We start from the raw sequence: 23054 nt of genomic DNA, 5'->3' as shown, positions 1-23054 counted from the left end.
GGTGCCGCCCTATTGCCGGGTGAACACCCAGGCGATTTCCCGGCCCGCCCGCGCCCGGCCGGTCAGAACGATCTGGCGCGTGCGCAAGAGCCCGAAATGGGCCGAATGGCGCACGCTTTCCTCGATCTCGGCCTCGGCCCCTTCCCAGAGGAACGCCCAGGTCTCGCCGTTCCTGTAAACGATGCGCACCATGTCCTCGGACCTGGCCCGCCCGGGCGCGGCGCCCGGCGCAAGATGAAAGCGGATGTTGAACGTCTCCTCGCGCACCCTGCCCCCTCCCGCCGCAACGAACCGGTCCTGTCCCACCAGCGTATGGCCCGCCCCCATCAGGGTCAGACGCCGGACAATGTCGAGCCCGAACCGGCCCCGATAGGCGGGCGAATGCAGTTCGAGCGCGTTTTCCGCCTCGACATGGGTGATGTGCGGCGCCGGGCCGGTCGGGCGCAGCCGGTCGGCCAGAAACAGCCGACCCCCCACATGGGCGCTCGATACGTCATCGAGGGTCGGCGCCGAATGGCCCGAGGAATGCCGGAACAGATTGCGGCTTTCGGGCAACTGGCCCGGCGCGGGCCCGCAATTGCCCACGACCAGCGTCGCCCCGGAGGAAAACTCGAACCCCAGCGCCCCGGCATGGGCCTGGGCGGAAAATTCGAGCGGGGGCACCAGCCCCCCGTCGGCGACCAGCTTGCCCGTCCCGTCGGCAAGAATGCCATAGCCGCCCAGAACGCCCGACCCCGGGGCCCGCGTTCCCGATTGCGCGCCGATGGCAAGGATCAGGTCCACCGGCATCTGCCCGCACCCGTTCATATAGGCGGGCTCGCGCGTCCCCAGCACCAGCGCATCGAGCATGCGGTGCATCGCCTCGATCCTGGGGCCCAGCGATGCCGCCAGCCCGGCATGGCGGAGCTTTAGGAGTTGGTTGACCGGCACCAGCTCGTTCAAAAGCTGTATCTGGACCAGCGGCGAGCGCGACAGGTGCATGCCATCGCCGTCGAACTGGCTGGCGATCATCGCCTCGAGCCGGCGCACCAGCGCTGCAAGGTCCCTTGGGTCCTCGAGCGCGCAAAGCGCCGCGCCGACCATCGCCACCGCCGCCATCAGGCGGGCCGCGGGATCAGGCTCGTAGCGCGCCCTCACCTTGAGCGATTGCACCTGCTTGTCGATGGCCCCGTTGATGCGCCTTATGTCCTCGGGCCCGGCGTCCTCGGTCAGAAGCGCATAGGATTTGAGCCAGTTGAGCACGCGCCGCGCGGTGATGAACACCGCCCAGCTTTCGCGCTCGAAGCTGCCATTGCGCCCGATCCAGTCGAGCACCAGCGTGCGCGCGAAACGCCGCTGGCCGGTATCGGAAAGGTCGCGGAAATGCCTGAGCCACCCAAAGGCGGAAAGATCGGCGAACCAGGCTTCGCTGCCCACATCGACGGCAAAGGGCGAAATCCCGCCCGTATCGACCAGTTCACCGGCTAAAAGATACTTGCCCTCCATCATTTCGACGATGGACTGGCTGTCGGCGGGGCGGAATTCGCTGAGGCGGGGCGCAAAGCCGGACCCCGACGCTTCCGCCCAGGTCCATGAGAACAACGGATTTGTGACAAACCTGTCCGCGACCGACAAGGCAGCCCGCCGCAGAACGAAACGCAATACTTTCAGCACACTGCTGCCTCAACACCACTCGCGTTTGTAACAATAGCATCAACCGCGCGTTTACCACAAACCCCCGGGGTGTCAGGCCAGCCGCAGGCGCATGGCGAAAAATCCGTCCATCGATCCCTCGACGCCACCGGGAAGCTTAAGCGCGGGATGGGTGCGCAATGTCCCCTGGGGGGTGACGGCCTCCCCCCAGCCTCCGCACAGGGCTGGCGTTACCGGTTCGAGCGCAAGTCCGGGCAGCGCCTCCTTTATCCAGCCGATTTGGTCCTCGCCTTCTTCGGCCTCGAGCGAACACACCGCATAGACCAGCCGCCCGCCCGGTTTTAGAAGCGTTGCCGCCTTTTCAATGAGCGACCGCTGCAATCTGACCCGCCCCGCGATGTCCTTTTCACCGCGCGAAAAGACCACCTCGGGGTGCCGCCGGAAGGTGCCGGTCGCCGAGCACGGCGCATCAAGGAGGATCGCGTCGAACGTTTCCGGGGGCGCATAGTCGAGCGCATCGGCAACGACGATTTCGGCGCCAAGCCCCAGCCGCTGAAGGTTTTCGCTAACCCGCGCCATGCGCTCGGGCGCTATGTCGAGCGCGGTGACCTCGGCGCCCATGGCGGCAAGCTGGGCAGTCTTGCCCCCCGGCGCGGCGCAGAGATCGAGCACCCTTTCGCCGGGCCGCACGTCGAGCAGCCGCGCGGGGAGCGAGGCGGCGAAATCCTGCACCCACCATTTCCCCTCCGCAAAGCCCGGCAGGTCGGCAACCGCCGCATCGCGGGCCAAAAGGCGCGCCGATTGCCCCGCAAGGGCGATAGCGCCCAATTGACCGGCAAGGTCGGGATCGTCTTTCCTGAACGTCAGGTCGAGCGGCGCCCCGGCCAGGAGCGCCTCGGCAAACCGGGTGACAGCCGCCGCGCCATACTGCGCCCGCCAGCGCGAGCCGAGCCAATCGGGAAACAGCAATTGGGGATCGAGCGCGCTCCAGCGGTCCGCCTCGCGCTGGACGGTGCGCAACGCGCCATTGACCAGCCTGTCGAACCGCCCGGCCCGCCGGTCGCGCCGCGCCGCCTCGACCGAAAGATGCAGCGCCGGATGATCGGCGATATCGTCGGCAAACAGCAATTGCGCGATCCCCAGATGCAGCACCGCCTCCAATATCCCCGAGCGCTGCGGAACGCCCCTCGCCAGCACCTTGTTAAGGATGATCGCGATATGCCCGTGGCGCCGCAGCGCCAGCGTCACCAGCCGGTTGGCCAGCGCCCGGTCGCGGCTGTCGGCGAACCGGTCGGCCCCGAACGGGACAAAGGGCGCGCCCGCCAGCACGTCCCTTAAACGGTAGGCGGCCTCGAGCCGGGGCCTGAGGCCGGGAATTGATTCGATATCGCGCAAAGACGGCGTCCTTTTCAGCGGGGCTTTGGAGTCCATCAGGCTTTCGCCGGAGAACAGGATCGTGGCAAGGCCGAACCCGCCATCCCCGATCACTTATCCCCAAGGCCCGCTTGAAGACCCGCCCGGTCCACCGTCGCGCGATCGCGTGCCGGGGGTGCGCCAGCTCTGCCCCTGCGGAGCGGGCCGGGCGGCACCGGTACGGGGATGGGGACGGGGCGGCCGGCCGCCGCCCGTCCGCGCCATCTGGGCAAGCGCGGCGATGCGGTTTTCCACATTGGGGTGGGTGGCGAAAAGATTGTCCATCCGCGCGCCCGAAAGGGGGTTGGCGATATACATATGCGCCATGGCCGGGGCGCGCTCGGCCGCCATGTTGACCGTCCGGCTGCCGATCGCCGAGATCTTTTCAAGCGCCGAGGCCAGCGCCATCGGGTCGCCGCAGATCGCCGCCCCGTCCTTGTCGGCCTCGTATTCCCGCGTCCGGCTCACCGCCATCTGCACCAGCATTGCCGCGATCGGGGCAAGGATGACCATGGCGATGGTGCCGATGGCGCCCATCGGATTGTTGTTGTCGCGCCCGCCGCCGAAAAACAGACCGAACTGCGCCAGCATCGAAATGGCCCCGGCAAGCGTTGCGGTGACCGTCATGGTGAGCGTGTCGCGGTTCCTGATATGGGCCAGCTCGTGCGCGATCACCGCGCCCACCTCGTCGGGCGTCAGGTGCCGCAGCAGCCCGGTCGTCACCGCCACCGCGCTGTTTTGCGGGTTGCGTCCCGTTGCAAAGGCGTTGGGCTGCTCGGTCTCGATCACATAGAGCTTTGGCATGGGCAGCCCCGCATTGGCGGCCAGATCGCGGGTGATCGTATAGAGCTGGGGAGCGCGGGTTTCGGAAATTTCGGTCGCGCCCTGCATCGAGAGCACCATCTTGTCCGAATTCCAATAGGCAAAGACGTTCATGCCGGCCGCGACGACGAGCGCGATCAGCATGCCGCCTTCCCCGCCGATCAGGTAGCCCACGCCCATGAAGAGCGCGGTCATCCCCGCAAGCAGAATGGTGGTCCGCAAGGCATTCATCATCTTTGTGGCTCGGCTTTCCTTGAAGGCTCGGTTGTTCTATTAGGATGGGAAGGCGTCGGGCTTTCGACAAGAGGCCCGATTCTAAACTCGCTGTCATGAAACCGGTTGCGAAATGACCCAGCCCCCCCCCAAGCGCCCCGACCCCAAGATCGCCCGCCGCGCGCTGGCCGAAGCCGAGGCGCGCCGGGCCGAGATCGACAGGAAAACCAGCGAGGCGCCCAGGGAAATCGACGGCCGGGGCGGGCTCGACCCCGCCCGCTACGGCGACTGGGAAATCAAGGGCATCGCCCCCGATTTCTAGATCGTTTCAGGTTTTGATGGAAACCGCCTGCCACGAGGGTTGGGGCTGGATCGCGCTGGATGCCGGGAACGCGTCCCGGAATGACATTGGTGGCTTTGGCCGATACCTGCCCCATTCCCGCCTGTCACCCCGGGATTCATTCCCGGGGTCCAGACCGAACCCGCCGCAATCGCGGGAACCCGGACGATTCCGTCAAATACTGATCTACTCTAGATTGATTTGTCCCCGCCGCGCCAGGGTGCGTGATACTGCACGGTTGCCCGCCCACGCCGCTTCCCGCCGAACCGGCCACGCGCCGGAATTTTAACTGAACGAATTGAACGCGATCCGTACAATTCGTTCAGTTATGAGCGTTGATCAGCCGAAAAGGCCGATCACCACGCCCTGAACGATCATGATCCCGAGCATGTAGCCGCCATTGATCAGCGCCAGCGACCATTTCTGGCCTTCATAGCGCTGGTTCATGACCATCGAGGTGACCATGAACCCGGCCCAAAGGTGTATCCCCACGATCACCGTATTGGCGATGGTGACGTCCCCGAGGATGCGCGGCGTCAGAAGCGCAAGGAAATAGGCCATCACGAGCTGCATCAGCGCGCTCCAGATGAACGGGGTTGCGTCCGCGCCCGACCGGGCCTTGATCTCTTCGGCCGTCTTGCCGGTCGCGGCCAGCCATTGCCTTGAAAGTCCCATATACCAGGCCGCGCCCAGCGCCATCGAGGCGATGGTCGCCAGCAGCACGGCCAGCCAGTTGACATCGAGATAGTTCATCGTGTCCTCCTCTTGGGTGTCTTACGGCTCCGTGCCGCCCATCTCGCAGACGATCTTCCATTCGGCCTCGGTCACCGGCTGCACGGAAAGCCGCGAATTGTTGACCAGCACCATGTCCTTGAGCCTTGGGTTTGCCTTGATCTCCTCGAGCGTCACCGGGCGCTCGAACGGGCGGACCGCCTCGACGTCGACGCACTCCCAGCGCGGGTCGTCGGTCGTCGAATCGGGGTGGGCAAGCGCTGCGACCCGGACGATCCCCACCACCGCCTTTTCCTTGACCGAATGATAAAAGAACCCCAGCTCGCCGAGCTTCATCTCGCGCATATTGTTGCGCGCCTGATAGTTGCGCACCCCGTTCCATTCCTCGGGGGCCCCTTTTTTTGCCTGTTGCTCCCAGCCCCAGGTCTCTGGTTCGGTCTTGAACAGCCAGTAGGCCATCGTCATCTCCTAGTTCTCGCGTTTGAGCGGGCGCTGCATCAGCATCGTCACCAGCATATCGATTTTCGCCTTGCCCGAGATCAGGAGGTTGACCGCGCCGACCAGCGGAGCCTCGACCCCATGGGCCTGCGCCAGCGCCTGTGCCACCGGCGCCGTCAGCACCCCCTCGGCCAGCCCGATCCCCGTTTCGCGGATCGATTCGACGCTCTCCCCCTCGCCCAGCGCCACCCCGAAGGCGTAGTTGCGCGATTGCGGAGAAGTGCAGCTCAGCGCCAGGTCCCCGATCCCCGAAAGCCCGCCAAGCGTTGCCTCGTGGCCACCCGCCGCCATCACCAGCCGCCCCGTCTCGGCAAAAGCGCGGGCAAGGAACGCCGAGCGGGCCGACAGCCCCAGCCCCGCCCCCTCGATCGCGCCCGCCCCCAGCGCATAGACATTCTTGAGCCCCCCGCACATCTCGACCCCGGTAATATCCCCCGAGGCATAGGGGCGAAAGGCCGGGCCCGCCAGCATGGCGGCGATATCCTCGGCCCGCTCGATCCTCCGCCCGGCCAGCGTCACCGCTGTCGGCTTGCCCGCCGCAACGTCATGGGCAAAGGAGGGGCCCGAAAGAACGAAGGGGTCGGCATCCGGCGCCAGCGCCGCCAAAATCTCGCTCTGGCGCTGATTGGTGCCGCGCTCGAACCCCTTGGCGCACAGGATCACCGGCTTTCCCGCCAGCGCATTGCCCCCAACCATGGCGAGCGTCTCGCGCGTCGCCTGCGCGGGCACCACCAGCAAAACCGCATCCGCCGTCTCGATGCCGGCAAACCCCACCTGCGCCACGATTCCCCCGTCGAGCACCAGATCGCCCAGATAGGAGGGCAGCCGGTGGGTTGCGTTGATCGCATCGATGGTTTCCCGGTTGCGCCCGCACAGCGTCACCTTATGGCCCGCCGCCCGCGCCGCCTGCCCCAGCGCTGCGCCCCACGAGCCTGCCCCGATGACGAAAACCCTGCCCATCACGACGCCCTTTCCAGCGGGGTGTCCGCGAGCGGCCAGCGCGGGCGCGCCGCGACATCGAACCCGTCGGTCGCCCCCAGCGCAAACCGCTCCGCCCCCGCCCAGGCGACCATCGCGCCATTGTCGGTGCAAAGCGCGGGCGGCGGCACGATCAGTTCGGCGCCAGCCTGTTCCGCAACCGCCCTGAGCGCCGCCCCGATCGCCTCGTTGGCCGCCACCCCGCCAGCAACGACGAATCGCGGCGTCACGTCGGGGAACGCGTTGCCGAACCGCTCCAGCGCCGCGGCGGACCGCGCCGCAACGATATCGGTCACCGCCTTTTGAAAGCTGGCGCATAGATCGGCAATGTCGGTATCGGATACCGGCGCCACCGATTCGGCGGCCAGCCGCAGCGCGGTCTTGAGGCCCGAAAAGGAAAAATCGAGCCTTTTTTCGCGCAGCAGCGGCCGGGGCAGCGCGAACCGGGTTTCATCGCCCTTCGCTGCCCATCGCTCCACCTCCGGCCCGCCCGGATAGCCCAGCCCCAAAAGCTTGGCCGCCTTGTCGAACGCTTCCCCGAGCGCGTCGTCGATCGTCGTGCCCCAAAGGGTGTGGCGCCCGACGCCCTCGACGAGGACGAACTGGCTGTGCCCGCCCGAAACCAGGAGCATCAGATAGGGAAATTGGACCCCATCAGTGAGCCGGGCCGTCAGCGCGTGGGCTTCGAGATGGTTGACCGCGATGAGCGGCTTGCCCGTCGCCGCCGCGATCGCCTTGGCCGTGGTGAGCCCCACAAGAACGCCCCCGATCAGCCCCGGCCCGGCGGTGGCGGCAATGGCGGAAAGATCGGAAAATTCCACTCCCGCCTCGTCGAGCGCCGCCCTTATGATGCGGTCGAGATGGGCCACATGCGCCCGCGCCGCCAATTCGGGCACCACCCCCCCGAAAACCGCGTGCTCGGCCAGTTGCGAGCGCACCACGTTGGAGACGATCTCCCCCCGCCCGTCCGGCCAGCGCCGCACGACGGCCGCCGCCGTTTCGTCGCAGCTCGTTTCGATCCCGAGAATAAGGCTGGTTCCATCCATTGCGGCGATCTGGTCTCTGGCCCCGTGATATGTTCTGATGGCAGGTAGAGCGCGTGAGGGAGCAAATCCCGGCGCGGCCCATTATATCCTTCGCGCCAATCTCTTGACATTGACGAGGCCACATTGCAATCGCAACCGACCCCCGTTCTGACCATCGGCACCCGCGGCTCCCCGCTTGCGCTCGCGCAGGCCCACGAAGTGCGCGAGCGGCTTTGCACCGCCCATGGCCTTGACCCCCGGGCCATCACCATCCGCGTCATAAAGACCAGCGGCGACGCCATCCAGGACAAGCCCCTCTCGCTGGTCGGCGGCAAGGGGCTGTTCACCAGGGAGATCGAGGAGCAGCTTTTGTCCGGCGCGCTCGACCTTGCCGTCCATTCCGCCAAGGACATGCCCACACGGCTGCCCGACGGCCTTATGCTATCGGCCTTTCTCGAACGCGAGGACGTGCGCGATGCGTTCCTTTCGCTCATCGCCAAAAGTCCCGATCACCTGCCCGAAAGGGCGGTCATCGGCACCTCCTCGCTGCGCCGCGCCGCGCAGATGAAGCGCTTCCGCCCCGATTTTTCCATCGTCCCCTTCCGGGGCAATGTGCAGACGCGCCTCCAAAAGCTGGCCGACAACGTCGCCGATGCCACCCTTTTGGCGCTGGCCGGGCTCAACCGGCTGGGGGAAAGCCACCGGGCAACGCAGATCCTCGATACCAAAAAATTCCCGCCTGCCCCCGCCCAGGGCGCCATCTGCATCGAAACCCGGTCCGACGACGAGGCGACCAACCGGCTCGTTGCCGCCCTCGATCATCGTGAAACGCGGCAAAAGGTCGAGGCTGAACGCGGCTTTCTCGAAAGCCTCGACGGCTCCTGCCGCACCCCCATCGCCGCCCTTTCCCGGCTCGATGAGGGCAAACTGACCCTTTTCGGGCAGCTGCTTTCCCCCGACGGGAAACAGGCTTTCGAGGACGAAATCTCGGGCGACGCCGACGCCGGCCTCGCTCTGGGGCGACAATTGGGCGAAAGCCTCAAGACCGAGGCGGGCGAGGACTTTCTCGCGGATCTGAAGAGGGGCTGAACCTATAGCCAATCGTATCGTGGCTCACACCGCAGCCCCCTCATCCGACCTTTCGCTTCGCGAAAGCCCACCTTCTCCCACGAGGGGAGAAGGGGACACTGTGGATGTTTCGGCTCTTGAGCCCCCCTCTCCCCGTGTGGGAGAGGGGTTGGGGGTAAGGGGGTAGCGATGCCAACCACAAACGCCGCACTCCGGTGGAATTCGGAATTGGGAGCACAATGACCAGGAAAACCAAACTGCTGGTGACCCGGCCGGAGCCCGACGCAAGCCGCACCGCCGCCCATCTGAAGGCGCTGGGGCTCGATCCGGTCGTTGCGCCGCTCCTTGACCCCGTTGCGCAGGACGTCTCGCTCCCCGACCCCCACGCCTATGCGGCCATCGCCTTCACCTCACCCAACGCGGTGCGTTTTTTCGCCCGCCGTCGCCCCGATGGCGCGGTGACGCAAAAGCCGGTTTTTGCGGTGGGGGAAGGCACCGCGGAGGCCGCCCGCGCGGTCGGGTTCTTGTCGATCCGGGCCGCCGAGGGCACGCTGGCCGATCTCGTTCCCCTCATCGTTGCAACCCATGAGGGCGGCGCCATATTGCACCCCGCCGGGCGCGATCTCAGCGGCGACATGGCCGGCGCGCTCGCCGCCCACGGCATCGAGGTGCTGGGCGCAACCCTTTACGCCATGGAACAGGCCCAGGCCCTTCCCCCCGCCATCCGTGCGCAACTGGTTGCAGGCGGGATCGAGGGGGCGCTGTTCTTCTCGCGCCGCACCGCCGAGGCGTTCGCAAGGCTCGCCGCCGGTCCCGATTTTGCCGCGACAAGAGCCCGGCTCGGGTGCCTGTGCATATCGGCAAACTGCGCCGAACCGCTGGTTGAAAGCCATTTCCCGCGCATCGCGCTCGCCGACCAGCCCTCCCACGAAGCGATGTTGGCGCTTGCGCTCGCTTTCGTCCGCGACCAAAAGAGGGCATGATCGTTACCGAACCCGTGATCAAGAGGCGACACCGCCATGGCCGATAAACCGACCGGACCCGTCAAGCCGCCCACCCTCGACCTCAAGGCCCGCGCCTCCGGGCCCGAAAAGGCCGGGGAAAAACCGGCATCGGCCACCGCCGCCGATAAACCCGCGCCCGGGACCGCAGCGCCCGGCAAGCCCGACGCGCCTGCATCCCCGCCGCCGCCCTCCGGCGGTGCCGCCAAGGACGCGCCCGAGCCGCAGCCCAGAAAACCCGAACCCGCCCCGTCCGTGCCCCCTGCATTGCTGGCCGCAACCGGGATAGGCGGCGCAATCCTCGGCGTTGCCGCCGCCTATGGGCTGGCGGCTACCGGCTTCTGGCCGCAACCGAACCCGCAGTCCCAAGATGCACTCGCCGCACTCGAAACCCGCATCGCCCGCGCCGAAAACACCCTTGAAGCCGCAACCAACGATCTCTCGGGCCTTGGCGCCCGGATGGGCACCGTCGAAAACGCCCCGGCGCCCGAAATCCCCGCCCTGCCCGACGATCTCGTGACCCAAGCCCGTCTCGATACGCGTCTTGAGGCGCTTGGCCGCCAGATCGAGGCCGTCGCCGCCGGCATCCCCGCCGACCAGTCGGGAGAACTGGCCGGGGAGATCGCGCGGCTGGGACAAGGGCTCGAAACGTTCGGTGCCGAACTCGAAGCCCTTTCAGCCCGCGCCGATACGCTCGAAGCGCAGGCCGCCAATCAGGCGAGCCTCGACGCCTTGCGCGCCGAGCGCGACCGTTTCGCGCAACTGCCCGGCGCCACCGCCACGCTCGAGGCCGCCATTCTTTCGGGGCAGCCCTTCGGGGCCGAGCTTGCCGCCATCGAAGCGCTGGTGCCCGAGCTTGGCCTTTCCAATCCCGTCCGCGCCATCGCCGCCAATGGGGTAACGCCCATGCGCGAGACCGCCCGCGCCTTCCGCGCGCTCATCCCCGATCTTCTGGCCGCAAGGCCGCAGGACCCGCAGGCGGGCTGGCTCGATACCCTCATGGGGCAGGCCGAATCGGTCCTCGCCCTGCGCCCGGTCGATGGCGACGGCAGCGCACCCGAGGCCGTCATCGGGCAGATCGAAACCACGCTCGATGACGGCGATGCCCCCGCCGCGCGCGCCCTTTTGCTCGATCTGCCCGCCCCGATGCAGGCCATCGCCGCCCCGGTGCGCGCCCAGCTCGACGCAACGATTGCAGCCGATGCCCTTGTCGCCGACATCCGCGCGCTCGGCCCCCGGTCCGGGGAGGACACACAATGACACGCCTTGTCGTCTGGCTGGTCCTCAGTCTTGTTCTCGCGCTGGGCGCGGCATGGCTCGTTGCCCTGCCCGGCACCGTCGCCATCGATCTTGGCCGCTACCGGCTCGAGCCGGGGCTGGGCACCGCGATCTTTGCCGTACTGGTATTGATCCTTGTTTCCATCCTTTTATGGGCCATCATCCGGCGCGTGCTCGAAACCCCGGCCCGTCTCGCGCGTCATAACGAAGAGCGCAGGAAAAAGGCCGGGGTCGAGGCGCTTTCCGATGGCTATATCGCGCTCGAAGCCGGCGAATTTTCCCGCGCGCGTACCCTCGCCCGCGACGCACAGGCCAGGCTGGCCGACGGAACCGCGGCCCAACTGCTCGAAGCGCGCGCCGATCTGGCGCTGGGCGATTTCACCGCCGCCCGCGAGCATTACCGCGCGCTTGTCTCCAACCCGAAAACCGCCATCGCCGCGCTCGCCGGGCTTTACGAGCAGGCAAGGGCGCAGGACCGCTCCCGCGCCGCGCTGACCTTTGCACGCAAGGCGCTGACCCTTGCCCCGACGCTCGACTGGGCCGGGCAGGCGGTGTTCGAGGACCTCGCCCAGCGCGGCGCATGGGCCGAAGCGCTCGAAATGACCGCGGCGCTCCCCGCCCATACCAGAAGCCAGAAGGCGGCCAAAAAGCGCCGGCAGGGGGTGCTTGAAACCGCCCTTGCCCTTGCGCTCGAACCGACCGACCCGACAGGCGCGCTCGACCACGCCGGCAAGGCGCTCAGGGCCATCCCCGATTTCGTGCCCGCCGCACTGGTCGCCGCGCGCATCCATATCGACCGCGACGAGACCCGTAAGGCATCATCGCTCCTGAAGCGCGTCTGGGCCGCAACCGGCCACCCGGACGCGGCGATCCTTTACGCCCACGCAAGGCCCGGCAGCTCGGCGCTCGAACGGCTCAAGCGCCTCGAGACCCTCATCTCCGATCCCGGCGCCAGCCCCGAGGCGGCGATCGTCCTCGCCCGCGCCGCCATCGATGCCTATGAGTGGGACCTGGCGCGCGGGACGCTGGCGCCCTTTATCGAGGACGACCCGACCCGCAAGGTGTGCCTGCTGATGGCCGAGATCGAGGAAGGCCAGACCGGCGATCAGGGCAAGGCCCGCGTCTGGCTCTCCCGCGCCGCCGCCGCCCCCGCCGACCCCATCTGGGTCGCCGACGGCGTCACCTCCGAGGACTGGGCCCCGGTTTCCCCGGCAACCGGCCGGCTCGACGCCTTTGCCTGGAAGGTCCCGGTGACCGCGAGCGCGCCAATATTGATCGAAACCGAAGGCCCTGCCGCACCCCCCGCCACCATCGAGGCGCAACCGGCGGCAAAATCCCCCGATGCACCGGCCAGCGTCCCGTGATCATCAATCACTCTTGCACTTCTTCAAACCCGCCAGTAAAGAAAGGCGCATCAGGCCGCTTTAGCTCAGTTGGTAGAGTACATCATTTCGTAAATTAGCGGGTCCGCTAGAGAATGAGGTTCGAAGCCAGTGGGTTGGGGCTGGTGAGTGAAAGTTAGTAGGGCCATAGTAGGGCAAACCTGCGAAGGGTAAGCCGCCTTAGCTCAGTTGGTAGAGCATCGCATTCGTAATGCGAGGGTCGCGTGTTCGAGTCACGCAGGCGGCACCATTCCCTTTAAGATCGAAGATTTAATTCGCTTCAGGTTCTGACGGAATCGTCGAGGTTCCCGCGATTGCGGCAGGTTCGGTCTGGACCCCGGGAATAAATCCCCGGGGTGACAAGCGGGAACAGGGCGGCTATCGGCCAAAGCCGCCAATGTCATTCCGGGATCATTCCCGGAATCCAGCGCAATGCAACTCCAACCACCGCGGCAGGCCCATTCTAAAGCGTCTACACTCAACGCAAAAGTCAACGACTCTCGTGCTTTCCTCGCGTACTCGCAACCCACAAGAAGTATTGCGCCTCGTCCACCATCCACGCCATGCACTTCTCGCGCGGTGTCCATGTGTTCGCGCTCGCCGCCATGCAGGTGTCATCGCTGTGGGTCCCGGGTGCCTTGCGGCCTGCATGGACGGTTGAGAGCGTATTGCCGCTCGATCCCGCTCTTGTCGTCATGCCGGTCGGCCAGTGGCTGGGGAGCAGGCTGCCGCCTTCGGCCGGCTGATCCTTGCCTTTCTCCGGGTCATCGGTATCAAGCTGGTTTTCGGCCTCTGAAACAAAAAAGGCGGCCCCGGGGGACCGCCTTTTCATAAATCATATGCCTGCCCGTTACGCCGCGACGAGGTTGCGCAGCACGTAGTGCAGGATGCCGCCGTGGCGGTAATATTCGAGCTCGTCGAGCGTATCGATGCGCAAAAGCACCGGCACGGTCTGTTTCCTGCCATCGCCATGGGTGATGTCGAGTTCGAGCGTCTGGCGCGGCTCGATGTTGGCGAGCCCGCGGATCGAGACGGTTTCATCGCCCGTGATCCCGAGGCTCTGCCAGCTTGCGCCATCCTGGAACATCAGCGGCAATACGCCCATGCCGACGAGGTTGGAGCGGTGGATGCGCTCGAAGCTCTGGGCGATGACGGCGCGCACGCCGAGCAGCGTCGTGCCCTTGGCCGCCCAGTCGCGCGAGGAGCCGGTGCCGTATTCCTTGCCCGCGAAAACCACCAGCGGGGTGCCCTTGGCCTTGTACTCCATGGCCGCGTCGTAGATCGGCACGACCTCGCCCGAGGGCGATCTGGTAAAGCCGCCCTCGACGTTGTCGAGCATCTGGTTCTTGATGCGGATATTGGCGAAGGTGCCGCGCATCATCACTTCATGGTTGCCGCGGCGGGCGCCGTATGAGTTGAAGTCGATGGGCTTGACCTGACGCTCGACCAGATATTGTCCGGCCGGGGTTCCGGCCCGGAACGAGCCGGCCGGCGAGATGTGGTCGGTGGTGATCGAATCAAGGAACAGCGAGAGCACGCGGGCATCCTCGATGTCGGTGATGGGCGCGGGGGTCAGGCTCATGTCCTCGAAATAGGGCGGGTTCTGCACGTAGGTGGAAGACGAATTCCACTTGTAGGTCTCCCCGCCATCGACCTTGATGGCCTGCCAGCGCTGGTCGCCCTTGAACACATCGCCGTAGCGGCGCTTGAACATGTCCACCGAAATGGCGGTACGCAGCACCTCGGCGATCTCGCCCGAGGAAGGCCAGATATCCTTGAGATAGACCGGATTGCCCTCCTTGTCCTTGCCCAGCGGCTCGGTGGTGATGTCGCGCGTCATGCGTCCGAGAATCGAATAGGCAACGACCAGCGGGGGCGAGGCGAGATAGTTGGCGCGCACGTCCGGGTTGACGCGGCCCTCGAAATTGCGGTTGCCCGACAGCACCGAGACGGCGACGAGGTCGTTGTCATTGATACATTTGGAGATGTTTTCATCGAGCGGGCCGGAGTTGCCGATACAGGTCGTGCAGCCATAGCCCACCGTGTTGAAGCCCATGGCATCGAGCTCGTCCTGAAGGCCCGACTTGGTGAGATATTCGGTCACCACCTGCGAGCCGGGGGCAAGCGAGGTCTTGACCCAGGGCTTTGGCGAAAGACCCTTTTCGCGGGCCTTGCGCGCAACCAGCCCGGCCGCGATCAGCACCGAGGGATTGGAGGTGTTGGTGCATGAGGTGATGGCGGCGATCACCACATCGCCGTCGCCGATGCAGTAATCGGTGCCGGCCACGGGATGGCCCCTGGTGTTGTCGTCATCATATTGAGGCGTGGCGCTGGCTCCGGTCGCGCCTTCATCGATGAAACGCGATTCCACCTTGTCGCCGGGCAGCTCCTTGGTGTCCTTGCGCCCGCCGGTGATCTCGTCGAGCGCTGAAACAAAGGCAGTGGCGGCGTCGGCGAGGGCAACGCGGTCCTGCGGGCGCTTGGGCCCGGCCAGCGACGGCACGACCGTTGAAAGATCGAGCTCGAGCGTATCGGTAAAGACCGGGTCGGCATCCGCATCGGTGCGGAACATGCCCTGTGCCCTGGCATAGGCTTCGACCAGCGCGACGCGGTCGGGCTCACGCCCGGTATCGTTGAGATATTTGATGGTTTCGGCGTCGATGGGGAAAAAGCCGCAGGTCGCACCATATTCGGGCGCCATATTGGCGATGGTCGCCTTGTCCTCGAGCGAGAGGCTGGACAGCCCCGCTCCGTAGAACTCGACGAACTTGCCCACCACGCCCTTCTTGCGCAGCATTTCGGTGACGTGCAGCACGAGGTCGGTGGCGGTGATGCCCTCGGGCAGCTTGCCGGTGAACTTGAACCCGATCACCTCCGGGATGAGCATGGAAATGGGCTGGCCGAGCATGGCGGCCTCGGCCTCGATGCCGCCCACGCCCCAGCCGAGCACGGCAAGCCCGTTGACCATGGTGGTGTGGCTGTCGGTGCCCACCAGCGTATCGGGATAGGCGATCTCCTCGCCATTCTCGGATCGGGTCCAGACGGTCTGGGCGAGATATTCGAGGTTCACCTGATGGCAGATGCCGGTTCCGGGGGGCACGACGCGGAAGTTTTCAAACGCCGACTGGCCCCAGCGCAGGAACTCGTAGCGCTCGCCATTGCGCTCGTATTCGCGCGCGACGTTCTGCTCGAAGGCCTGGGGGGTGCCGAAATAATCGACCATCACCGAGTGGTCGATGACCAGATCGACGGGAACGAGCGGGTTGATCTTCTGGGGATTGGCGCCCAGCTTTTGGGTCGCATCGCGCATGGCGGCAAGATCGACGACGGCGGGAACGCCGGTGAAATCCTGCATCAGAACGCGCGCCGGACGGTAGGAAATCTCGTGGCCCGCCCTGCCCTTGTCATCGAGCCATGCCTTGACGGCCTTGATGTCGTCGGCCTTTACCGTGCGGTCGTCCTCGAAGCGCAAAAGGTTCTCAAGCACGACCTTGAGCGAATGTGGCAACCGGGAAATGCCGTTCAGCCCGTTGTTTTCCGCCTCGGGGAGCGAAAAGATCGTATAGGCCTTGTTTCCAACGGTGAGGGACTTTTTAGCATTGAAGCTATTGGATTTATCGGTCACGCGATCCGCCTTGTGCTAGGATTTCGGGGCACCCCCGAATATGACCGGGCCAAACGGCCGATCGCCACCGGGCTCGCCCCACGAGCCCCGTCCTTGCGATGCTGGCCACCGGCATAAGGCGGAGGCGTCTGGCGGCAACGGGGCAAGTCCCCGGCTGCGCCAATCTGTCTTCTCTATAATGGTTCCAATTTACACTTGCCAGCCCGGACTTTGGTTCAATAGAGCTAAACGCCCAGAAACGGGGTCATTTTTCGTATGCCGGAAGCCGGTCTCAAGGTTGACGATCTTTGTGTTGCGCGGGGCGGGCGCCCGGTGCTCTCGGGGCTGGGCTTCGCGCTGGGCCCCGGCGAAGCGCTCGAGGTGCGCGGCCCCAACGGGGCGGGCAAGTCGAGCCTTTTGATGGCGCTGGCCGGGCTCATCGCCCCGGAAAAGGGCACGATCGGCTGGAGCGGAGGGGGCGAAGCGGGGGAAAGCCGCGCGCTTTTGCACTATCTGGGGCACAGGGCGGCGGTAAAGCCGGGGCTGACCTTAAGGGAAAATCTCACATTCTGGGCCGACGCGCTCCGGGGCGCGCGCGACGGGGTGATGCCGGCGCTTGCGGCAGCCGGGCTTGCCGCCATCGCCGATCTCGATGCAGGGGTGCTTTCGGCGGGGCAGGCAAGGCGGCTGGCGCTGGCCCGGCTGCTGGCCATTCGCCGCCCGGTCTGGCTGCTCGACGAGCCCACGGCTGCACTCGACAAGGACGGGGCCGGTTGGGCCGGCACGCTCGTCGCCGCGCATCTGGCGGGGGGAGGGATGGCGGTGATTGCGACCCATCTCGACATCGCATACGGATCCGGCGTCTCGCCCCGGCGTCTCGATCTGGAGGGCGGAGCATGAGGGCGTTCCTTGCGATCGTTGCTCGGGATCTGAGGCTCGGCTTGCGGCAGGGCGGCGATATCCTGACCCTCGTCCTGTTTTTCGTCATCGTTGGCACGGTGCTGCCCTTTGCGATCGGGCCCGATCGGCCCCAGCTTGCGCGCCTCGCCCCGGCGATCGTCTGGGTGGCGGCGCTTCTGGCCCAGCTCCTGTCCAACGAGCGCCTGTTCGGGAGCGATTTCGAGGACGGTTCGCTCGCCATATTGCGCCACGCGCCCCTGCCGCTCGAAATGGTGGTGGGGGCCAAGATGCTCGCGCACTGGGTGCTGACAGCCCTGCCCATCATTGCCGCGACCCCGGTGCTCGCGCTGATGCTGGGGATGGAGGGGGAGACGCTGCTGCGCGCCATCGGTTCGCTGGTTCTGGGCACCCCGGCGCTGGTTGCGTTCGGTACGGTCGGGGCGGCTGTGACAGTTGGCCTCAAGCGCGGCGGGCTAGTGGCGCCGGTTCTCGTCTTGCCCCTGAGCCTGCCAGTGCTTATTTTCGGCACCGGCGCGATGGCCCCCATGGTGCCGGGGGCCTCGGGCCAGGCGCTGCTGCTGCTTGCCGCGCTCGGCCTCGTGAGCGTTGCGCTGGTGCCCTTTGCCGCCGCGATGGCATTGAGATTTGCCGGGGAATGAAAGATTTGGCTTTGCTCGAGGACAACGCGCCCAAACCGGGCCTGTGGACGCAGATCGCCCATCCGGGGCTGTTCCTGGGCTGGTCGCGCCATCTGATCGTGCCGCTTGCCGTCATCACCGCGGCGCTTGCCGCCTGGGGGCTTTATCTTTCGTTCTGGGGGTCGCCGCCCGACTATCAGATGGGCGACACGGTGCGCATCATGTATGTGCACGTGCCCGCCGCCTGGCTTTCCCAGTTCTGTTACGCGGTGATGTTTGCTTCCGCCATCGGCACGCTGGTCTGGCGGCACCCGATGGCCGATGTGAGCCAGAAGGCCGCTGCCCCCCTCGGGGCGGCCTTTACGCTTCTGGCCCTTTTTACCGGTTCGCTCTGGGGGCGCCCCACCTGGGGCACGTTCTGGGAGTGGGACGGGCGGATGACCTCGACCCTTGTCCTTTTGTTCATCTATCTGGGAATCATCGCGCTCTGGCGGGCGTTCGACGACCAGCTCAAGGCGGCGCGGTTCGTGTCGGTGGTAACGCTGGTGGGGGCGATCAACATCCCGGTCATCAAATTCTCGGTCGACTGGTGGCAGACGCTCCACCAGCCCGCCTCGGTCATCCGGCTCGACGGGCCGACCATCGCGCCGGAAATCCTCATCCCGCTTCTGGTGATGACGGCGGCGTTCTCGATGCTGTTTCTGACGCTGCATCTGGTGCGCATGCGCACCGAGGTGATCAAGCGTCGGATACGGTCCCTAGAACTTGCGGCGGCGCGGGCCGCGGCGGGAGGCGCCCTATGATCGAGCTTGGCCAGCATTGGGTGTTCATCGATGCGGCGTATGCGGGCTGCTTCGTTCTTGTTGCAGTGCTCATCTTCTGGGTTGCGGCCGATGCCTATCGGGCGAGGGCGCGCGTCAAGGCGCTCGAAGCAGCGCGGGAACGCCAGCGGGCGGCGAGGGACTGATGGCGGCAAACCGCGCGCGGGTCGTTCTGGCGATCCTTCCGCTCCTGGCGCTGGTTGCGCTGGTTGCGGTCTTTGCGACCCAGATGGGGCGCGATACCGATTTCGTCCCCTCGGCGTTGATCGACAGGCCGGTGCCCGATTTCACGCTCGCCCCGGTCGAGGCGCACGGCCAGCCGGGCTTTTCGAGCGCCGATCTTGCGGGAAACGGGGTTTCGGTGGTCAACGTCTTTGCAAGCTGGTGCATACCGTGCCGGGACGAGCATCCCTTCCTCATGGACCTCGCCCAAAGGGGCGGCACGACGCTTTACGGCATCAATTACGATGACCCGGCCCCCAATGCGCGCGCGTTTCTCGCCGAGCTGGGCAACCCCTATGACGCGATCGGGGCGGACCGCGACCGGCGCGTGGGGATCGAATGGGGGGTTTATGGGGTGCCCGAGACCTTCGTGGTCGACAATGAGGGCATCATCACCTTCAAGCATGTGGGCCCGCTGAGCGCCGAGAGCTACGAAACGCGCCTTCTGCCCGCCATCGCCGCCGCCCGATAGGGCTCACATTTCCGTTTCCGCGCCCTTTACGGCGGCCTTGACCGGATCGTCCGCCCCCTCGGCGTCGGACGCGTATTTGTTGAGCAGCGACAACTGGCTCATGGCAAAGATCATGGTGATGGGCATGATGCCCCAGACCTTGAAGGCCACCCAGAAATCGGTGCTTTGCGTGCGCCAGACGATTTCATTGAGCGCGGCAAGGACGAAAAAGAAAAGGCCCCAGCGCAGGGTGAGCAGATACCAGCCGCGCGGCTCGAGACGATAGACCTCGCCGAACACGTAACGCAGCAGCGACTGGCCGAACACCAGCCCGCCCAGAAGCGTCGAGCCGAACAGGGCGTTGGTGATGGTGGGCTTGAGTTTGATGAAGGTGTCGTCATTGAGCCAGAGCGTCAGGGCACCGAAAACCAGCACCACGGCGCCGGTCACCAGCGGCATGACGGGAACGCGCTTCATGATGAGCTGTGACAGCGCGAGCGATATGGCCATCGCGACCATGAAGACGGCGGTCGCAAAAAAGATCGGCTCGGCGGGAAACCAGTTCCCGAGCACCGGAAAGGTCTCCAAAAACCACGCGCCCCGGAAATTGACGATGAAAAAGACGACCAGCGGCCCCAGTTCGAGCGCCAGCTTGGTCATTTGCGCCTTGAGTTCGTCCCGGTTGAGGTCGTCCTTGGTCGGTGCGTCGGTCATTTTTTAGTCTTTCCCGCCGGTTCCGGCGATGGCGCGGGCGAAATCGTCCGCATTGAAGCTTTCAAGGTCGCCAATGGCCTCGCCCACCCCGATATAATGGATGGGCAGGCCGAATTTCTTCGCGATGGCGACCAGGATGCCGCCGCGCGCCGTGCCGTCGAGCTTGGTCATCACCAGCCCGGTGACCCCTGCCTTTTGCGAAAAGATTTCGACCTGATTAAGGGCGTTCTGGCCGGTGGTGGCATCGAGCGTCAGAAGTGTTGCGTGCGGGGCGGTCTCGTCGCGCTTCCTGATGACGCGGATGATCTTTTCAAGCTCGTCCATCAGTTCGGTGCGGTTCTGGAGCCGGCCGGCGGTATCGATGATGACGATGTCGGTGCCCTCCTCCTGCGCCCGTGCGACAGCATCGAAGGCCAGCCCCGAGGCATCGGCGCCGGTGGGGCGGGTGACCACCTCCACCTCGTTGCGCTGGCCCCAGACCTGCAACTGCTCGACAGCGGCGGCCCGGAAGGTGTCGCCCGCCGCGAGCAGCACAGATTTGCCCGCCGCTTTGAACTTGGCGGTCAGTTTGCCGATGGTCGTCGTCTTGCCCGAGCCGTTGACCCCCACCATCAGGATGACGAAGGGCTTTTTGCCCGCATCGATCTCGAGCGGGGTGGCAACGGGGGCGAGAACCGATGCAACCTCCTCGGCGAGCGCCAGGCGCACGTCCTCGGCGGAAACGTCCTTGTCGAATTTTTCGGCGCGCAGCCTTTCGGTGATCGCCAGCGCCGTGTCGATGCCCAGATCGGCGGCAATGAGGGTGTCCTCGAGGTCGGCGAGCGTCGTCTCGTCGAGCCTTTTTTTGATAAAGACCGCGCCGATCGAACTCGTGAGATTATCCGAAGAGCGCTTGAGGCCCGCGCCCAGCCGCTCGATCCAGCTTTTTGGGGCAGCTTCGGGTTCCACCTCGACATCGACGGGGACGGGTGGCTCGGCCTCGGGCGGATTGGGATGACCGGCCCGCACCCATTCGGCCTGCATTTCGGGCGGAGCGGCGTCGGGGCCCACATTGTGCGCGTCCGGTTCGGTGTCGGGTTTTCGATCTTGAGGTTCGGGCTTTGCCTCGCCGCCGAACAGCCGCCCCCACAGACCTGGTTTTCTGGTTGGTTTGTCCGTGCTCATGCCGCCTGCCTTTCGGTGCGGGCGGTGAGCCCGTTCGGGGTGGTCGCAACGATCCGTGCCTTAACGATCTCGCCGGGGGTTCCGGTTTCGAGCGCAACGGGGATGAACTGCTCGGTCCGGCCCAGCCCGTTGTGTTCAACGAGCACGGATTCGGTCAGCCCGACCCGGCTTTCGCATAGTTTCTGGAACCGGGCGTTCCCCGCCGCCCGCAAGAGCGCGGCGCGGTCGCGGGCGGTTTTTCTTACCACTTGCGGCATCCGTGCGGCGGGCGTGCCCTCGCGCGGGGAGAAGGGGAAGACATGGAGATAGGTCAGGTCGGCCTCGGTGACGAAATTGAGGGTGTTTTCAAACATCGCATCGGTTTCGGTCGGAAATCCGGCGATGATGTCGGCGCCGAACACCATGTCGGGCCTGAGCGCGCGCAGCTTTTCGACGATCCCGAGCGCGTCGGCGCGCAAGTGCCGGCGCTTCATGCGTTTGAGGATCATGTCGTCGCCCGATTGCAGCGATAGGTGCAGGTGCGGCATCAGGCGCGTATCGGTGACGGCCTCATAAAGCGCGGGGTCGGCCTCGATGGAATCGATCGAGGAAATACGCAGGCGCGGCAGGTCGGGGACGTGTTTCAGGATCGCTTGCGTGAGCTTGCCCAGTGTCGGCGCGCCGGGCAGATCGCCGCCATAGGAGGTGATGTCGACCCCGGTCAGCACGATCTCGCGATAGCCATTGCCGGTGAGGCGCCTGATCTGCTCGACCACCACGCCCATCGGCACCGAACGCGACGGACCGCGCCCGAAGGGAATGATGCAGAACGTGCAACGGTGGTCGCACCCGTTCTGGACCTGCACAAAGGCCCGCGCCCGCCCGTCGAGCCCGTCGATCAGGTGCCCGGCGGTTTCGGTCACGCTCATGATGTCGTTGACCTGCACCTTGTCGTTGAGTGATACGCCAAAGGCGATGGGCCGGTAGCTTTCGGCCTTGAGCTTGTCGTTGTTGCCCAGGACCAGGTCGACCTCTTCCATGTCGCCGAAATCGCGCGCCTGCGTCTGGGCGGCGCAGCCGGTGACGATGATCTTTGCGCCCGGATGGTCGCGGCGCGCCTTGCGCACCGCCTGCTTGGCCTGCCGCACCGCTTCGGCGGTCACCGCGCAGGTGTTGACGATGATGGCGTCGGTCAGCCCCGACTTTGCCGCCTCGGATTTGACGACCTCGGATTCATAGGCATTGAGACGGCAGCCAAAGGTGATGGTTTGGATGCTCACGCGGCGTCTCCACCGAGCATGTGGGCGGGGATCTCGCCCACCCCGTCATTCGCCCATGGCCCGGTCATGAGGATATGATCGTTGTCCTCGCGCCAGTCGATCTCGAGCGGGCCGCCGGGCAATTCGATCGTCACCTTGCGTCCGGTCAGTCCCTTGCGGGCGGCGGCGGCGGCGGTCGCACAGGCGGCGGTGCCGCAGGCAAGCGTCAGGCCCGCCCCGCGCTCCCAGACCTTTATACGGATGCGGTCGGGCCCGAGCACATGGGCGAGGGTGATATTGGCGCGCTGGGGAAAGATGGGGTGGTTTTCAAGCAGCGGCCCGAAGCGCTCAAGATCATGGGCCGCAAGGTCATCGACCCAGAAGACGGCGTGCGGGTTGCCCACATTGACCACCGAAGGGGTATGGAGCACGGGGGCATCGATGGGACCGATCTGCAATTCGATGCCCGTCGTATCGGCAAAGGGTTCGGCAAGCGGAATCTCGTCCCACGCAAAGCGGGGTACGCCCATGTCGACGGTGACGAGATCGTCTTTCAGCGTGCCGCTCAAAATACCGGCATTGGTGCGGATGGTGGCGCCTTGAGCACCCTTTTCCGCAGCGATGGTTGCAACGATGCAGCGGGTGGCGTTGCCGCAGGCGTCGACTTCTCCGCCCTCGGCGTTGAAGATGCGCATGAAGGCATCGACGCCCTCGATCGCATCGGGCTCGATGACGATGAGCTGGTCGCAGCCGATACCGCTCCGGCGGTCGGCGATAGCGCGCACCGCTCCGGCGGTCAGCGCGATGGGCGCGCGCCGCGCATCGAGCACGACGAAATCGTTCCCCAACCCGTTCATCTTGACGAAAGGCAGCGCCGTTGCGGCCATGGCTGATCGTTCCCTGTCCATAAGGGCCCTTGT

At 65.8% G+C, this 23054-nt stretch carries 23 protein-coding genes and 1 tRNA gene; 11 read left to right on the top strand and 13 right to left on the bottom strand.

Annotated elements, in window-relative coordinates; translation table 11 throughout:
- Positions 1 to 9: 9 nt before the first annotated feature.
- From DQG18_RS01995 to htpX, 3 genes are all read right to left on the bottom strand, one after another.
- Entirely contained in the window at positions 10 to 1581 is a 1572-nt protein-coding gene (locus tag DQG18_RS01995) for a heparinase II/III family protein (protein WP_198669628.1), read from the bottom strand.
- 144 nt (positions 1582 to 1725) lie between these two features.
- A complete protein-coding gene (locus DQG18_RS01990) occupies positions 1726 to 3120 on the bottom strand; it encodes an RsmB/NOP family class I SAM-dependent RNA methyltransferase (protein WP_116652533.1) in 1395 nt (464 codons plus the stop codon).
- Positions 3121 to 4098: a zinc metalloprotease HtpX gene (gene htpX / locus DQG18_RS01985; protein WP_116652793.1), complete on the bottom strand. Its 978-nt coding sequence runs from the start codon at positions 4096 to 4098 to the stop codon at positions 3121 to 3123.
- 115 nt (positions 4099 to 4213) lie between these two features.
- Here htpX and DQG18_RS01980 point away from each other — a divergent pair, with 115 nt between their 5' ends.
- Positions 4214 to 4402 carry a DUF1674 domain-containing protein gene (locus DQG18_RS01980; protein ID WP_116652532.1) on the top strand — a complete coding sequence of 63 codons (189 nt, stop codon included), beginning with the start codon at positions 4214 to 4216 and terminating at the stop codon, positions 4400 to 4402.
- Positions 4403 to 4759: 357 nt separating this feature from the next.
- Here DQG18_RS01980 and DQG18_RS01975 read toward each other — a convergent pair whose 3' ends face one another.
- Genes DQG18_RS01975 through tsaD form a run of 4 tightly spaced genes read right to left on the bottom strand, consistent with a single transcriptional unit; the run spans position 4760 to position 7674 of the window.
- Positions 4760 to 5173, bottom strand: a complete 414-nt coding sequence (locus DQG18_RS01975; protein WP_116652531.1) for a DUF1761 domain-containing protein — start codon at positions 5171 to 5173, stop codon at positions 4760 to 4762.
- Positions 5174 to 5194: 21 nt separating this feature from the next.
- Entirely contained in the window at positions 5195 to 5611 is a 417-nt protein-coding gene (locus DQG18_RS01970) for an EVE domain-containing protein (RefSeq protein ID WP_116652792.1), read from the bottom strand.
- Between the two features lie 9 nt (positions 5612 to 5620).
- Positions 5621 to 6610, bottom strand: a complete 990-nt coding sequence (locus DQG18_RS01965) for an NAD(P)H-dependent glycerol-3-phosphate dehydrogenase (RefSeq protein ID WP_157969960.1) — start codon at positions 6608 to 6610, stop codon at positions 5621 to 5623.
- The gene (gene tsaD, locus DQG18_RS15945; protein WP_157969959.1) at positions 6610 to 7674 is read right to left on the bottom strand and encodes a tRNA (adenosine(37)-N6)-threonylcarbamoyltransferase complex transferase subunit TsaD; all 1065 of its coding nucleotides are present in this window, start codon (positions 7672 to 7674) and stop codon (positions 6610 to 6612) included. The genes DQG18_RS01965 and tsaD overlap by 1 nt, the downstream gene beginning before the upstream one ends.
- Before the next feature lie 123 nt (positions 7675 to 7797).
- Between tsaD and hemC the strand changes: the two genes are divergently transcribed.
- The 5 genes from hemC to DQG18_RS01935 all read left to right on the top strand — a co-directional run bounded on the left by hemC (position 7798) and on the right by DQG18_RS01935 (position 12632).
- Positions 7798 to 8742, top strand: a complete 945-nt coding sequence (gene hemC / locus DQG18_RS01955) for a hydroxymethylbilane synthase (RefSeq protein ID WP_116652528.1) — start codon at positions 7798 to 7800, stop codon at positions 8740 to 8742.
- 218 nt (positions 8743 to 8960) lie between these two features.
- Positions 8961 to 9704, top strand: coding sequence for a uroporphyrinogen-III synthase (locus tag DQG18_RS01950; protein ID WP_116652527.1), 744 nt, complete (start codon positions 8961 to 8963; stop codon positions 9702 to 9704).
- Positions 9705 to 9740: 36 nt separating this feature from the next.
- Positions 9741 to 10982, top strand: a complete 1242-nt coding sequence (locus DQG18_RS01945) for a COG4223 family protein (RefSeq protein ID WP_116652526.1) — start codon at positions 9741 to 9743, stop codon at positions 10980 to 10982.
- Entirely contained in the window at positions 10979 to 12364 is a 1386-nt protein-coding gene (locus DQG18_RS01940; protein WP_116652525.1) for a heme biosynthesis protein HemY, read from the top strand. Before DQG18_RS01945 ends, DQG18_RS01940 begins: the two co-directional genes overlap by 4 nt.
- A gap of 192 nt (positions 12365 to 12556) precedes the next feature.
- Positions 12557 to 12632, top strand: a tRNA-Thr gene (locus DQG18_RS01935).
- A gap of 240 nt (positions 12633 to 12872) precedes the next feature.
- Here DQG18_RS01935 and DQG18_RS01930 read toward each other — a convergent pair.
- Both DQG18_RS01930 and acnA read right to left on the bottom strand, forming a co-directional pair.
- Complete coding sequence (locus tag DQG18_RS01930; protein ID WP_116652524.1) at positions 12873 to 13214, bottom strand: hypothetical protein; 342 nt, start codon at positions 13212 to 13214, stop codon at positions 12873 to 12875.
- Between the two features lie 18 nt (positions 13215 to 13232).
- Positions 13233 to 16007, bottom strand: coding sequence for an aconitate hydratase AcnA (gene acnA / locus DQG18_RS01925; protein ID WP_116652523.1), 2775 nt, complete (start codon positions 16005 to 16007; stop codon positions 13233 to 13235).
- A 255-nt stretch (positions 16008 to 16262) separates the two neighbouring features.
- Between acnA and ccmA the strand changes: the two genes are divergently transcribed.
- The 5 genes from ccmA to DQG18_RS01900 are packed head-to-tail and all read left to right on the top strand — an operon-like array spanning position 16263 to position 19039.
- Positions 16263 to 16886 carry a heme ABC exporter ATP-binding protein CcmA gene (gene ccmA, locus DQG18_RS01920; RefSeq protein ID WP_116652522.1) on the top strand — a complete coding sequence of 208 codons (624 nt, stop codon included), beginning with the start codon at positions 16263 to 16265 and terminating at the stop codon, positions 16884 to 16886.
- Positions 16883 to 17545: a heme exporter protein CcmB gene (ccmB, locus tag DQG18_RS01915; RefSeq protein WP_116652521.1), complete on the top strand. Its 663-nt coding sequence runs from the start codon at positions 16883 to 16885 to the stop codon at positions 17543 to 17545. The genes ccmA and ccmB overlap by 4 nt, the downstream gene beginning before the upstream one ends.
- Positions 17542 to 18327 (top strand): heme ABC transporter permease, encoded by a 786-nt coding sequence (locus tag DQG18_RS01910; RefSeq protein WP_116652520.1) that lies wholly within the window; start codon positions 17542 to 17544, stop codon positions 18325 to 18327. The genes ccmB and DQG18_RS01910 overlap by 4 nt, the downstream gene beginning before the upstream one ends.
- Positions 18324 to 18491 carry a heme exporter protein CcmD gene (ccmD, locus tag DQG18_RS01905; RefSeq protein ID WP_116652519.1) on the top strand — a complete coding sequence of 56 codons (168 nt, stop codon included), beginning with the start codon at positions 18324 to 18326 and terminating at the stop codon, positions 18489 to 18491. Before DQG18_RS01910 ends, ccmD begins: the two co-directional genes overlap by 4 nt.
- Positions 18491 to 19039 carry a DsbE family thiol:disulfide interchange protein gene (locus DQG18_RS01900; protein WP_116652518.1) on the top strand — a complete coding sequence of 183 codons (549 nt, stop codon included), beginning with the start codon at positions 18491 to 18493 and terminating at the stop codon, positions 19037 to 19039. The genes ccmD and DQG18_RS01900 overlap by 1 nt, the downstream gene beginning before the upstream one ends.
- A 3-nt stretch (positions 19040 to 19042) precedes the next feature.
- Here DQG18_RS01900 and DQG18_RS01895 read toward each other — a convergent pair whose 3' ends face one another.
- Genes DQG18_RS01895 through dapF form a run of 4 tightly spaced genes read right to left on the bottom strand, consistent with a single transcriptional unit; the run spans position 19043 to position 23021 of the window.
- Complete coding sequence (locus DQG18_RS01895) at positions 19043 to 19732, bottom strand: septation protein A (protein ID WP_116652517.1); 690 nt, start codon at positions 19730 to 19732, stop codon at positions 19043 to 19045.
- 3 nt (positions 19733 to 19735) lie between these two features.
- A complete protein-coding gene (ftsY, locus tag DQG18_RS01890) occupies positions 19736 to 20896 on the bottom strand; it encodes a signal recognition particle-docking protein FtsY (protein ID WP_116652516.1) in 1161 nt (386 codons plus the stop codon).
- Positions 20893 to 22155 (bottom strand): tRNA (N(6)-L-threonylcarbamoyladenosine(37)-C(2))-methylthiotransferase MtaB, encoded by a 1263-nt coding sequence (gene mtaB / locus DQG18_RS01885; RefSeq protein ID WP_116652515.1) that lies wholly within the window; start codon positions 22153 to 22155, stop codon positions 20893 to 20895. The genes ftsY and mtaB overlap by 4 nt, the downstream gene beginning before the upstream one ends.
- A complete protein-coding gene (dapF, locus tag DQG18_RS01880) occupies positions 22152 to 23021 on the bottom strand; it encodes a diaminopimelate epimerase (RefSeq protein WP_116652514.1) in 870 nt (289 codons plus the stop codon). The genes mtaB and dapF overlap by 4 nt, the downstream gene beginning before the upstream one ends.
- Positions 23022 to 23054 lie beyond the last annotated feature (33 nt).

The organism is Pelagibacterium sediminicola (assembly GCF_003390885.1).
In the GTDB taxonomy this organism is placed as follows: domain Bacteria; phylum Pseudomonadota; class Alphaproteobacteria; order Rhizobiales; family Devosiaceae; genus Pelagibacterium; species Pelagibacterium sediminicola.
This window is presented reverse-complemented; position numbering and strand designations above follow the sequence as displayed.